General features: G+C 50.4%; 13 protein-coding genes, 4 tRNA genes and 1 pseudogene. 8 read left to right on the forward strand and 10 right to left on the reverse strand.

Going from position 1 to position 12814, the window contains the following annotated elements; all coding sequences use genetic code 11:
* Positions 1 to 164 precede the first annotated feature (164 nt).
* Positions 165 to 587: a hypothetical protein gene (locus tag VMW30_04990; GenBank protein ID HUW87718.1), complete on the forward strand. Its 423-nt coding sequence runs from the start codon at positions 165 to 167 to the stop codon at positions 585 to 587.
* Positions 588 to 1640 carry an anthranilate phosphoribosyltransferase gene (trpD, locus tag VMW30_04995; protein HUW87719.1) on the forward strand — a complete coding sequence of 351 codons (1053 nt, stop codon included), beginning with the start codon at positions 588 to 590 and terminating at the stop codon, positions 1638 to 1640.
* Here the strand turns inward: trpD and VMW30_05000 are convergent.
* Positions 1589 to 3241, reverse strand: coding sequence for a DEDD exonuclease domain-containing protein (locus VMW30_05000; protein HUW87720.1), 1653 nt, complete (start codon positions 3239 to 3241; stop codon positions 1589 to 1591). The two genes, trpD and VMW30_05000, sit on opposite strands and share 52 nt — an antisense overlap.
* A gap of 54 nt (positions 3242 to 3295) precedes the next feature.
* Between VMW30_05000 and VMW30_05005 the strand changes: the two genes are divergently transcribed.
* The gene (locus VMW30_05005; protein ID HUW87721.1) at positions 3296 to 4072 is read left to right on the forward strand and encodes an alpha/beta fold hydrolase; all 777 of its coding nucleotides are present in this window, start codon (positions 3296 to 3298) and stop codon (positions 4070 to 4072) included.
* Positions 4073 to 4114: 42 nt separating this feature from the next.
* Here the strand turns inward: VMW30_05005 and VMW30_05010 are convergent.
* The 9 genes and pseudogenes from VMW30_05010 to VMW30_05050 form a co-directional block, all read right to left on the reverse strand.
* Positions 4115 to 4291: pseudogene (locus VMW30_05010) on the reverse strand (carbonic anhydrase).
* A 221-nt stretch (positions 4292 to 4512) separates the two neighbouring features.
* Positions 4513 to 5391: a sulfotransferase domain-containing protein gene (locus VMW30_05015; GenBank protein HUW87722.1), complete on the reverse strand. Its 879-nt coding sequence runs from the start codon at positions 5389 to 5391 to the stop codon at positions 4513 to 4515.
* 128 nt (positions 5392 to 5519) lie between these two features.
* Positions 5520 to 6011, reverse strand: a complete 492-nt coding sequence (locus VMW30_05020) for a DinB family protein (GenBank protein HUW87723.1) — start codon at positions 6009 to 6011, stop codon at positions 5520 to 5522.
* A 417-nt stretch (positions 6012 to 6428) separates the two neighbouring features.
* Positions 6429 to 6728, reverse strand: coding sequence for a hypothetical protein (locus VMW30_05025; protein HUW87724.1), 300 nt, complete (start codon positions 6726 to 6728; stop codon positions 6429 to 6431).
* 18 nt (positions 6729 to 6746) lie between these two features.
* Complete coding sequence (locus tag VMW30_05030) at positions 6747 to 7223, reverse strand: hypothetical protein (protein HUW87725.1); 477 nt, start codon at positions 7221 to 7223, stop codon at positions 6747 to 6749.
* Between the two features lie 190 nt (positions 7224 to 7413).
* Positions 7414 to 7488, reverse strand: a tRNA-Val gene (locus tag VMW30_05035).
* A gap of 41 nt (positions 7489 to 7529) precedes the next feature.
* Positions 7530 to 7874, reverse strand: coding sequence for a phosphomannose isomerase type II C-terminal cupin domain (locus VMW30_05040; protein ID HUW87726.1), 345 nt, complete (start codon positions 7872 to 7874; stop codon positions 7530 to 7532).
* A 45-nt stretch (positions 7875 to 7919) separates the two neighbouring features.
* Positions 7920 to 7993: transfer RNA gene (locus tag VMW30_05045), tRNA-Cys, on the reverse strand.
* 49 nt (positions 7994 to 8042) lie between these two features.
* Positions 8043 to 8115: transfer RNA gene (locus tag VMW30_05050), tRNA-Gly, on the reverse strand.
* A gap of 54 nt (positions 8116 to 8169) precedes the next feature.
* On the opposite strand from VMW30_05050, the gene VMW30_05055 reads away from it, so the two are divergent.
* From VMW30_05055 to VMW30_05075, 5 genes are all read left to right on the forward strand, one after another.
* Positions 8170 to 9240: a chorismate-binding protein gene (locus tag VMW30_05055; protein HUW87727.1), complete on the forward strand. Its 1071-nt coding sequence runs from the start codon at positions 8170 to 8172 to the stop codon at positions 9238 to 9240.
* Positions 9237 to 9956: an aminotransferase class IV gene (locus VMW30_05060; GenBank protein HUW87728.1), complete on the forward strand. Its 720-nt coding sequence runs from the start codon at positions 9237 to 9239 to the stop codon at positions 9954 to 9956. The genes VMW30_05055 and VMW30_05060 overlap by 4 nt, the downstream gene beginning before the upstream one ends.
* 2 nt (positions 9957 to 9958) lie before the next feature.
* Positions 9959 to 10030: transfer RNA gene (locus VMW30_05065), tRNA-Val, on the forward strand.
* Between the two features lie 20 nt (positions 10031 to 10050).
* Positions 10051 to 12039, forward strand: coding sequence for a threonine--tRNA ligase (gene thrS, locus VMW30_05070; protein HUW87729.1), 1989 nt, complete (start codon positions 10051 to 10053; stop codon positions 12037 to 12039).
* A 28-nt stretch (positions 12040 to 12067) separates the two neighbouring features.
* On the forward strand, positions 12068 to 12568 hold the full coding sequence (locus tag VMW30_05075) for an HIT domain-containing protein (GenBank protein HUW87730.1): 501 nt from the start codon (positions 12068 to 12070) through the stop codon (positions 12566 to 12568).
* Positions 12569 to 12814 lie beyond the last annotated feature (246 nt).

A 12814-nucleotide genomic window follows, 5' to 3' on the forward strand; every position in this document is an offset into this window, starting at 1 on the left:
TCCTGAATTCTCCGGATTTGCTTAATCCGCCAGGGGTTTGTCCGCGATTTGTTGGATCGACAGACGTGAGGCAAATCATTCGGCACCGTCCGACCCGATCCCATCGGGCTCGACATGCAAAGGGCTGATAGGAAGAAGGTGCCCAACGCATTAGACTTCTTGCCATGGGAGCGACTACTTCACGCAAGAAGATTCTAGTTTATTCGGACGATTCAACGGTGCGGGCTGCGATCCTAAGCGCCCTGGGCAAACGCGTGAGCGCCGACCTGGGCGAGCACGATATTTCGGAGTTCGCCACAGCGGATGCCCTGCGGGCAGTGATTGATGCCTCCAAACCAGGTAAGGCGGCTGATTTAATCATTTTAGACGCGGAAGCGGTTCCAGAGGGCGGGATGGGCGTTTCGCGCCAACTCAAAGATGAGGTTTTTCAATGCCCACCGGTCCTGCTGATTACGGCTCGACCCGATGATGCTTGGTTGGCCGCCTGGTCTCGGTCCGATGCCACCGTGCTGGCACCAATCGACCCTTTTACCTTTGCGCATGTCGCCGCCGGATTGCTCAGGCGCACGGCACAACTCACCAGCTAGATGACCCTGCAGCCAGGGTCGTGGGCATACGTCCTGCACAATCTTGAACTGGGTTTAGATCTCACTGTGCCGGATGCTCAGTGGTCGATGAGAGAAATTCTTGAAGGCCGAGCTAATGACGCCGAGATAAGTGCTTTCCTCCTCCTTCTCCGAGCCAAAGGGGAAACGGCTGGCGAAGTGAATGCACTGGTCGACGAGATGTATCTGCATTGCGCTCCGATCTCCATTTCGGAAAGGGCTGTCGACATCGTGGGCACGGGTGGGGATGTCGCTCACACAATTAATATTTCAACTACCTCCGCCATCATCGCAGCGGCCGCTGGCGCACGCGTCATAAAACATGGAAATCGAGCAGCAACCTCTCGATCCGGTGCCGCCGATCTTCTCGAAGCGCTAGGCGTGGCTATCTCACTGGATGGACCGGCGATTGAAACTTGCGTCCGTGAACTTGGAATTGGTTTCTGTTTTGCTCCTAAATTTCATCCGGCAATGCGATTCGCGGGGTCGGCTCGAAAGGCCTTAGGGGTTCCGAGCGTATTTAATATTCTTGGTCCGCTCGCCAATCCAGCCCGACCTAAGGCGGCAGCCATAGGCGTTGCTGATCAACGGTTACACCATGTGATGGCCGAGGTTCTTACACGCAGAGGCGTGGATGGCTTTGTATTCCGTGGCGATGACGGCCTGGATGAGATCACTTTGACAACCACTTCTACCGTTCTCGTTATCGGCGAGGGCAAAGTTAAAGAGATCAAGATTGATCCGCGAGATTTCGGAATTCCATATTCTCCAATGTCGGAGTTGATTGGGGGAGACGCAACCGAGAACGGCCGGATTACTTCAGCCATTTTTGCTGGAGAGCACGGAACTCCTCGGGATGCAGTAGTCATCAATTCGGCGGCGGCAATTGCCGCTTTTCGCGGAGAACTAGACCGTTCTCCTGTCGAAAGATTAAACGAAGGCGTGGGTGCGGCAATCGAGGCAATTGATAGCGGGGCTGCGTCTCAATTATTGACGCGCTGGATCGAACTCTCCCAAAAATTAGCAACGACTTGATCTCTGGAGCGGACTTTCTCTAAAGCGAATTTTGCGCCGAGTGCCCCGTTGATGGGCGAAGCCCATTCGCCCGTAAGCGAGACCAGGCGAATTCCATCACTATCTAAGTAGTTCAATAATTTCTCGACTTCCTCGTGGGTTGACGCGGGAAGAATCGAATCATTCGAAACAACCACTTCGGATGTCGCTACTAGCGATTCGATCGTATGACAAATCTCCACTCCAGGCTTTGAAACTGCACTTCCAGCAAGGCGACCGTAACGAATGCACACGAATTCCCAGAGTGAAGATGCGGGACTCTCTATTCGCTGCGCTGCGATCAATTCGGGTATCCGAGTGAGAGTTCTTATCCGAACGCCGCGAGATGAACCACGCAAGAAAGCTTCCAATTGATCCCGTATGGCAACTGCTAATTCAAATTCTTCTTCGATCGCATGCGCTGCCATCTTCTCATTTAGAAAATCTACGATTAGACGGACATCCGCATGGTCGTAGATTTCAGGAGAAGAAAGTGCACGACTCACAGCCTGACTTGCAAGTTGCGCTTCTCCGGCACCGGAGAACGGACCCATCCACTTTATCGAATCGTTAAGCGAAGCGCTCCCACGCACCGCAGCAAATCGTGGGAAGGGTCGTTTGCTCACCTTGAGCCAGGTCGCTTTCTCTTGTCCTTTTGAGCGGCTGTTGTACGGCGGACGGTTCTCGGCGATCATTCGCAACTCTCGCACCTGTGCCTCGAGGATGGTCGCACAGACAACCGTGTCAATCCGCGTCGCCATTGCGAGCATTTCGAGAATCCGTTTACGTGTCTCGTTGGCAGTGAAGTATGTACGAAGACGTGACCTGAGATTTCGCGACGTTCCCACGTAAAGTGGTTCGTCCTTTGGTCCTTTGAAAATGTAAACTCCAGGGGCTGCGGGAATCGAAGCGATCAGATGTTTTTTGTCCCGCTGTGCCTTTGTTATACGAGTGCTGAAACCAGTGAGTTCATCCAGAGTCGTGACTCCGAAGGATCCAAGCCTTTCAAGCAACCCGTGGAGTACGTCCACTGTTGCGCGAGCGTCATCGAGTGCACGGTGATTCGGTGAAGTTTGCGTATTGAAGAAGAGCGCCAATGTCCCGAGTTTGCAGTTGGGGACTTCATCGCGATGAAGCACTTGCCTCGCCAGCCGCGCCGTATCAACTACGCGATAGTGCGGCCATATGTAATTTTGATTGGTGGCGGATGCTTTAAGAAATCCAACGTCAAATGGCGCGTTGTGAGCGACCAGAATCGTTTCGGTCGCAGAGCCCATGAATTCAAGAAAAGTGGGGAAAGCCTCTTCTATGGATGGGGCTTCTAGAACCATGGCATCTGTTATTCCCGTAAGTACGGTAATGAAGGCTGGGATGGATCCGCCGGGGTTTATGAGTGTTTGAAATTCTCCAATGATCTCCCCGCCGCGAACTTTGACTGCCCCGATTTCCGTGATTCCCGCTCCAACACTGGGAGAGGCCCCCGTCGTCTCAAGATCTACTACGACGAAAGTTGTCTGAGAAAGGGGCTGTCCAATCTCGTCAAAAGTTGCCTGCCACGGCTCGTTGCTCGGCGAAACTTTCATGGTCGCAACTTTAAGTGATTGATGTGACATGTAACGAGGTCTACGCTCGCATCCATGGCTATAACAGATGCACCCGCAGGACTCCTGGAAGATTTCGCCGTGCGAGGCAGTGGACCTGAAGGCAAGATCGGAATTCTACTTGTCCACGGCTTTACAGGTTCGCCAGCCTCAATGCGGTCTTGGGCTGAATTTTTTGCAGCACGTGGTTATACCGTCCGCGTGCCGCGATTGCCGGGCCATGGAACCGAATGGCAAGACTTGAACAAGATCCATTGGCAAGAGTGGCCCGCAAAAGTCGTCGAAGAATTGGACGAGTTGGGCAAAACCTGCGAGAAAGTTTTCATTTTCGGGCTTTCCATGGGCGGGGGCACTTCCTTATATGTTGCCGCGCACCACAATGATCGCCTTACTGGCATAGTCCTTGTGAATCCGATGATTCATATCCCGGGCGCTTCAGTTAAATTTGCCCCGATTCTTTCGCTCTTCCGCTCGCACTTGCCCTCTGTTGGCAATGACATTAAGCGTCCTGGGGTCTCGGAATGGGCATACGACGCTCTCCCGACCAAGGGAATAGTGCAACTCAATAAACTTCTAAAGAGTTCTCGCTCCACCTTGGGCCAGATCAAAATTCCTCTGCTTCTTTTTCATAGCGCTGAAGACCACTTGCTACCAGTATCAAATACCGAGATCGTTATGGCGGAGATCGGCGCGCCACGCAAGCAGCGAGTCGAATTGCTCAATAGTTATCACGTGGCGACTGTTGACTACGACTGCGACCTCATTTTTGAAAATTCGCTGATCTTCGTTCAGGAGCTATCCGCGAAATCGTAATATCTTTGAAGAGCACACTATGAGGACCTGAATGGAGCTCTATTAGGCGGCGCCGGCTTCATTAGCCGCGGGCACTTCAATTAACGCACCGGTCGTTACGTCATAGACGTACCCATAGATTGGAATATTCCTCGGAACAAGGGCGTGCCTGCGGATCCGAGTGACGTCGTCTAGTACTGCTCTGTTTCTATCTGGAATCGTGAGCCAAATTTTCCCTTCTCGCCAAAGTTTTCTACGTATTCCGCGTTAGCTTTTAAGACTTCTTCAAGAACTGACATTTGGTCTCCTTGGAATAGAGATTGATTTGATTGCCAGGATTTCTAGCACCCACAAATGTAATTACTTACGAAAGATAATAGAAATCAATATAGATTCGTAAGTGCGAATGGGACGCTTATGAAGAGTCTTTGCATTTTGTGGCCACATTGCGAACTAAGTTTCTAATCATCCGCCTTGACGAAATTGTAATCAGCGAGTGACTTAGGGGTACCTGAGGAGTGAGAATTTTGGAGGAAGGTCTCCCGTGAAAGGTGCTTACTATCCTGTCTCTTGGTGGTTATGAGAGAAATGAGATCATTCTGCGAAATCTGTACTCCGGCAAAATCCATGATCTCACGCAACTTGGATTGGGAGAAAACTTCAGAGTAGTCGAGGTCTAGCCAGTCGACATTGTTTGAGCAACAACATTGCCGAACGGAGTTGTAGAAGTCGATGCTATCTCCAATAGAGTGGGCAAGGCTCTTTTCGTCAATCTCAATCACATCATCATCAGTGTTGAAACCGTGCCATTTGCCAGTGGCTTGAGCTTTCTTGGTGGAAATGAACCTATCTAAATGATTGCGACGTAGGAAAAAGACCTTGGGGTGAAATTCTTCAATTAAAGCCTCGAGTTTTTCTGGGTGGAAGTGGAAACTCATGATCTTAAAGACATGGATTCCCGGCGACTTTTGAATCGAGCGAAGTACCTTTTCGGGTTTCAAACCTGACGTTTCAAATATATAAGGAATCGTCCCTGTCTTCTTCTTCAGCAAAAACTGCTTCAGGTATCTACTCGAAAAGAATGGATAATTCAATGTTATGCGCTCGATGGATTTTGGCCATTGATTGAATCCAAAGATCTCTCCGTAGTAGTGGAAAGGCGCACCTATCGAATCAAAAAGACTTCCAAGAGCGGTGGAACCCGAACGTGGGAAAGTCACAATGAATATGACGGTGGATTTGTTGGTAACTCCTCGCCTCAACAATTTGCGAAGCAAGTATCGCCTAAACATTCTGAGATTAAGGAGACGTTTTTTGAGAAGCTTCCGATTGATCGTCACGGATGCACCGTAAACGAAATCTGTAGCGAATTACAATACCAAAACTCATTTCGGAGAGATTCTTGACATTCTCTTCATCCAAATGCCTTCATTTTGACTTGTCCCGGATATTCACGGTGGAAATAAAGTTACGTTACATTCGGATAGACACTCTCGAATGCCCAGAGATCAATATCATCCAGGTTTATAGGTTTGTAGCCTTTGAACTCAAGGGCGCCAATCAATTGCGCCCGATGTTCGGTCGCGTGATGAATTGTCTGTGAAATGATCGTTGAGCGCAGATTTTTTCTAGACTTGTCTTTGTGACTTATCGTCAACATCTCATCGCCTGAATTGCCCGACTTGATTATTTCAGAATCCGACGCGGCAAGTATTTTCGCGAGATTGGCCACATCCGACATATTTGATGGTCGTCGGATTTCCTGTAGCGATCCGCCCTCCAGGCAATAGAGATACCAATCAGCACCTGATGTGATGTGTCTAAGGATTTGCTTTGCAGTCCATTCTGGGTTCACGATGAATGATTCAAGGGATTCGTCTGGAAGACTTTGAACCGATTGATAGACTTTCTGATTGGCCCATGCCATGTGCTGAAGCAATCGAACGGTAGAGATAGTCATCCGTGGATTGTAAGTTGCAGGGGGCCAAAGTTCCAGGCCTAATTCGGTCACTCCAGCGATATGTTCGCCTGTGCCACGAAACAGATTCATACTCTGCAGGCGCCGTTGGTTTCAGGGGTTGAAACGCGAAAGACGCAAGGTCACTTAATTCCGGAGAAGTCTCTCAATCGCAATCCTAATCTCGTCAAGATCAAGGTTTTGCTTCTTTTGCTGGCGAACTTGAAGCCTGATTTGATTTGAATGCCAATGTCAGCAACGACGATATCGCTGCTGCTGGGATTGAGCCGACAGTCTAGCTTTAGGTCGTCTTTTTAGTATAGAAAAATATGTCGGGATCTCTTGGATCCAAATCTTCTCGATAGTCAGACTCGATCCAGGCCGATCTTTTAAGAAGGGAAACCATTGGGGCGTTTTCTATCATTTCACAAAGGCGGTGATCAACCCCAAAATCAATGTGGCGGCCGCAAGAACCCAGGTCGCCCTTTTTAGACCGAGTGTCGCGTTCTTGAGATCTTCACCAGCCACACGATAGACCTCGCTAATTTTCTCTGATGCCAAGAGGTAGGTGTCACTTGCCCGTTCAGTTGCGAGAATTGAACGCACTCGGATCTCTGCCAGTGCCCCCCGTTGTTCACCACCCATGGACTCATGATTGTTGCGCACGGTAGTTATCAACGTTTGAAGGTAGTCCGGTATTACTGGTTCAACTTCTGACATATTGACTTGCTCCTATGCCTAGAATTCGGTCGAGACTTGAAAGGCGTAGCTGAACTGACTAGCCGGAACCTCACCTGTACCCACAAATTGGACCGTGACCGTCTGTCCTGGTTGAACTTCTTCTGCGGACCCCATCAGACTCTGAGCGACACTTATTCCGTCTGGGGCAAAAATTGTCAGTCCGAATATCGCCGATTTTACTCGATCTGAGATATTCGTAATCCGTGCATCCGCGCCACCGAATCCTGAATTGTTGGTGAAATTGACCGATACCAGATGGAAAGATTTATCAGTCATCGGATCGGTATTGTTGGTGATCTCTCGTCCTTCGGATGTCGTTTGAAGCAATTCTGCGATCGAAGTTGCCGGATCACTCTTTTGAAAAAGTGCTCCGATGATGGCAAGTACGACAAAGGCCGTCGCAATGCCGATGAGGATATTCTTGCCAGTTGAGTTTTTTGGTGTGGGAGGCGGAGTGACCGATCCCTCGCTCATGATTTCTCCATGCCGCGATCGTCCTCTACCCACAGCAAATACTCAAGAATCATCGCAATCACTCTTTTACGATTCCATTGCTGCAGGAGGATGGGATTGTTCAGCCATTCTCTTGGGGCACGTATGGGGCACGAAGCGCTTAAAAGAAGAAACCCCTGACCGCATAATCGCAGGTCAGGGGCGTTTCTTGTGGTGGACCGTACTGGGATCGAACCAGTGACCTCTTCGATGTCAACGAAGCGCTCTACCGCTGAGCCAACGGTCCGTGAGACTTGCGAAAGCATACCTCACTGCTAACGAGGGTGATTAGCGCCCGAAGTCATCCTCGATACGTTCAATGTCATCCTCGCCAAAATAAGTTCCAGTCTGAATTTCAATAAAAATCACGTCTCGATCGGAGACATTGCTGATGCGGTGGAGGTCGCCGATCTTCACGAAGACGGAGTCTCCAGCAACGTGGTGAGAGATTTCCCCGTTGAGAGTAACTTCAGTTTCGCCCTGCACGATGTACCAATGTTCGGCACGTTTCTCGTGGCGTTGGTAGGAAAGCCTTTTCCCAGGGGAGACCCAGATGCACTTCACCTTGTAGGTGGGAGTGTCTTGCAGGACTTCATAATGGCCCCACGGTCGTACTGATTCATCTTGCGTCATTGCGTCCACTTAACCCTTCCATCTAATTCTGCGGGGCGTTCATTGTGGAGGTGGAGACGGGATTTGAACCCGTGTAGCAGGATTTGCAGTCCTGAGCCTCGCCTCTCGGCCACTCCACCGTAAAAAAATCGGCGTCAATATTTAAAAATAATGAACGCCGACTATTAGAGCGGACGACGGGACTCGAACCCGCGACATCCACCTTGGCAAGGTGGTGCGCTACCAACTGCGCTACGTCCGCACACACGCACGATCGCTCGTTTGTGCTGGGCGAAATCTATCGCAGGGCAGCGCTATGCGCCAAAGCGAGGCAAACTTGGCATTATCGCCGTACGGTTACGGAGTGGAATTCGAAGGATTAACGAAGGACGAGCCCTTTTTCTGGATGGGTGGTCGTTTGGCTCGCGGGTTGGAGGAGATCAGTCACGACCCGGCTTGCCTGGATACACCTGGCTTCTGGGCAGCCTTTTCGACTTTTGAAGGCGAGTGGACGTGTGCGCGATTCGCGCACGCTGAGGATGCTCCTCTTCCGGCGGTAGATCGGCAATGGCAACCGACTACCAGTTCTTGGACGAGTTCCCTCTCCGAAAAAGATTATGTGGATTATGTGAAAGAGATTCAAAACCAGATCGCACAGGGGTGGGTGTACCAAGTCAATGCTTGTCGACAGGTGAGCGCCTCGATGTCGGATCAATCATTGCTTCCATTAATGCATGAAATTTTAAGAAAGAATCCGGCGCCATTTGCTAGCTTTCTTCGGCTATCAAATATTGAAATTGCTTCGGCTTCGCCTGAACTCTTTTTGAAAAGGGATGGTCGGTTAGTCACATCCGCGCCCATAAAAGGCACCAAACTGCCCGGGTCCGATGAGATTCCATTTGGGAGTAAAGACACTGCAGAAAACATCATGATCGTTGATTTGATACGCAACGATCTTGGCCGAATTTGTAGGACAGGATCTATAAACGTTCCTAGACTTCTCGAAACCCAGCCCCATCCAGGGCTAAGTCATTTGGTGTCATATGTTGAGGGATCTTTACGTGATGAGATCACCTGGCAAGAAATCTCTGCAGGGTTGCTGCCCCCAGGCTCCGTTAGTGGTGCTCCGAAATCATCTGCGGTCTCCACAATCAAGAAGCTCGAGGGGTTGAGCCGTGGCCCGTATTGCGGAGCTCTTGGGTGGGTGGAAGGGCAGCAAGCGTTGTTCTCTCTTGCTATTCGAATCTTCTGGAACGAGAACGATGGAATATTGAGATTTGGGACTGGCGCCGGTATTACCTGGGGGAGTGACCCGGATGCCGAATGGGAGGAAACCGAGTTGAAAGCCAGGCGACTCATCGCGATCGCGAACGGTGAAATCCTGTGACGGCGCAATTTCCAGGCGGCGAGGGAATTTTTGAAAGTCTCAAGACTATGGGTGGAGTCCCCTTTGCTTTGACTCGCCACCTTGCCCGGGCAACGCGAAGCGCTGCAATCTTGGGGATGAGAATTCAACCTGATACTGAGATTCGCCAAGCGGTTGCCGTGGTACTTTCCAAAACTCCCCAATCGTTGGAATTTGGAAGACTTCGAATTAGGTTTCATAAGTCCGGAGAATTTGATTTGGTACACGAGACGTACCATCCGTGGACTCGTCCAGCCAGACTAACTATTCTGGATCGCCCCATCAACGAGAATTCTCCAACCGCAGGTTTAAAGACCCTGCCTTTCACGGAAAACATCGAATGTTTGAAACTGGCTCACGATGAAGGCTTTGACGAGGGGGTTCGATTCAATCTCAGCGGGGTGGTCTCCGAGAGCGCCACTTCGAATCTTCTTCTCAAAATCGATGATCGCTGGGTGACCCCGAGTCTGGCTTCGGGATGTTTGCCCGGAATTACTAGGGAACTGGCACTTCAATGGTTTGACATCAAAGACAGAGTTGTGACACAAGCGGATCTAGCGAATGCTGAATCGATCTACTTGATCTCCAGTTTGAAAGTGGCGCAACCCGTTTCACTTCTTGAAGGGCGAGCCCTTGAGATCGATACGAAGTTGAGGCAAGAATTGGTAAATCGAATGGCGCAAGATATTGATCCATGACGGGGTTATTAGCTCATCGGTAGAGCGCTCGCTTCACACGCGAGAGGTAGCAGGTTCGACACCTGCATAGCCCACCTTTAGGTAGACTCACCCCATGTCGCAGATTGAAATCATCGTAAACGGTCAGAGCACATCTATTTCAGATGATCAGCGACCCACCCACATTTTTGCTGAACAGAAGGATGTGGTCGTCTGCCGCATCAACGGCGAACTCAGTGATCTTTGGACTGACCTCCAACCTGGTGACATTGTTGAGAGTGTCTCGATTTCCTCTTCTGAGGGGCTTAAGGTTCTGCGTCATTCGACTGCACACGTGCTCGCGCAAGCAGTGCAGCAAGTCTTCCCTGGCACTTGTTTGGGTATCGGTCCGCCAATCACTGATGGCTTCTATTACGACTTTGATCCGGAGAATCCATTTACTCCAGAGGATCTTCAACAACTTGAATCGGCTATGCGGAAGATCATCAAAGAAGGTCAGAGGTTTCGGCGCAGAGTCACAACCGAGAAGGAAGCTCTCCTCGAACTTGCCAATGAGCCATTTAAGTGTGAGCTCGTCGGATTGAAATCTGATGCTAAAGACGAGTCAAGCGTTGAGGTCGGCGGCGCCGAACTCACGATTTACGACAATTTGGGGCGCGATGGATCTCCTGTATGGAGTGATCTCTGCCGAGGACCTCATCTACCGTCCACGAAATTGATTCCTGCATTCAAATTGATGAGAAGTTCGGGTGCATATTGGCGTGGCTCGGAGAAGAATCCGATGCTGCAAAGAATTTATGGCACCGCGTGGGCAACTCAAGAGGACTTGAATACTTATTTGGAGTTTTTGATCGAGGCAGAGAAGCGCGATCATCGCCGCCTTGGCGCAGAGTTAGATCTCTTCTCATTTCCGGAAGAGATTGGATCGGGCCTAGCAGTCTTTCATCCCAAAGGTGGCATTGTCCGTCGCGCGATGGAGGATTACTCACGTCGACGTCATGAAGAAGAAGATTATGAATTTGTTTATTCGCCGCATATAACCAAGGCAGCGCTTTTTGAAAAATCCGGGCACTTGCAGTGGTTCGCTGATGGCATGTACCCGCCAATAATTATGGACGAAGAATTGCATGCAGACGGCACTGTCAAGCGTGCGGGGCAGCAGTACTACATGAAGCCCATGAACTGCCCATTCCACAATTTGATCTTCGCCTCTCGTCAGCGTTCATACCGCGAACTTCCATTGCGCCTTTTCGAATTCGGCACCGTTTATCGGTATGAGAAGTCCGGAGTCCTGCAAGGCATCACGAGAGCGCGGGGATTTACGCAAGACGACGCGCATATTTATTGCACTCCCGAACAGATGTTGGGCGAACTCGATAGTTTGCTGACTTTCGTGCTCAATTTATTGCGTGATTACGGGTTGTCGGACTTTTACCTAGAACTTTCCACCCGTAGCAGCGAAAAATCCCTGGGAGAGGATTCTGAATGGGCAGCTGCAACCGAAGCGCTGCGCGCAGCGGGGCAACGTCAAAATCTTGAATTAGTTCTTGATGAGGGTGGTGCAGCCTTTTATGGCCCAAAAATTTCAGTGCAAGCAAAAGATGCTATTGGGCGTACCTGGCAGCTATCTACCATTCAAGTAGATTTCCAATTGCCACAACGCTTTGATCTCGAATATGTAGCAACCGATGGTTCTCGTCAGCGTCCGGTCATGATCCACCGTGCACTCTTTGGCTCGATCGAGCGCTTCTTTGGGGTACTTACCGAGCACTACGCAGGTGCGTTCCCACCATGGCTTGCACCGGTGCAGGCTGTTGCCATTCCCGTAGCCGTCGCATATGAGCCGTATCTAAGAGATTTAGTCGCGCAATTGAAGAAGCGCGGGATCCGGGCCGAAATCGATGCCTCTGATGATCGGATGCAGAAGAAAGTGCGTAATGCGCAACTTCAGAAGATTCCTTACATGATCATCGCTGGCGAAGAGGATCAGCAAGCGGGCGCAGTTTCATTCCGGTATCGAGACGGAGAACAGCGAAACGGAATTCCTATTGCAGAGGCAATCGCGGAAATCGAATCTGCGATTCGAGAGCGTCGACAGGTCTGACGTGGAGGAAAGTTTCGGTGGGGCGGGAATGCCAGATGCGTGGCAGCGCTTATGGGCGCCGCACCGCTTGGAGTATTTGCGTGGAGAGAACCGTCCTCTGGATACAAACGATGTCCCTTGCCCTTTCTGCCGAATTCCGACGTTGAGCGACGAAGAAGGACTGGTAGTCGCTCGTGGCAAGACCGCTTATGTCGTAATGAATTTATATCCGTACAACGCCGGTCATCTTCTTGTTTGTGCATATAGGCACGTTTCGGACTTGACGGATTTGACGGAGGAGGAGCGAAATGAGATTTCCTCGCTCACCGCTCATTCGATGAGCACGCTGCGGAAAGTTTCCAATGCGGCTGGTTTCAATATTGGAATGAATCAGGGTGAAGTCTCTGGTGCCGGTGTTGCAGCGCATATTCACCAACACGTCGTGCCGCGTTGGGGTGGCGATGCCAATTTCATGCCAATCATCGCTGGCGTCAAAGTTTTGCCACAACTGCTCTCTCAAACAAGAGCGGACCTCGCCGCGGCCTGGTAGTTAACTCAGAGTTCCTAGGATCGACATTTCGGTCACTTTGAGTGCGGGTATTCAGATTAGAACGTCGTGTCATAGGTTTTCCATAAAATTTTGAGAGGTTTGTGACTTTATGCACCACAAGCGGTCAGAAGGAAAAAGGAACGAAGAGGATGGACTTGAATTCGCGAGTGCGATATGGCATATTCAATGCACTCCTCCCCACCGTCCAGGGTTACCTGCACTGGTGGGGTTTATTCTTTTCAGGGG

The organism is Candidatus Paceibacterota bacterium, from assembly GCA_035530615.1.
Lineage (GTDB): Bacteria > Actinomycetota > Actinomycetes > Nanopelagicales > Nanopelagicaceae > QYPT01.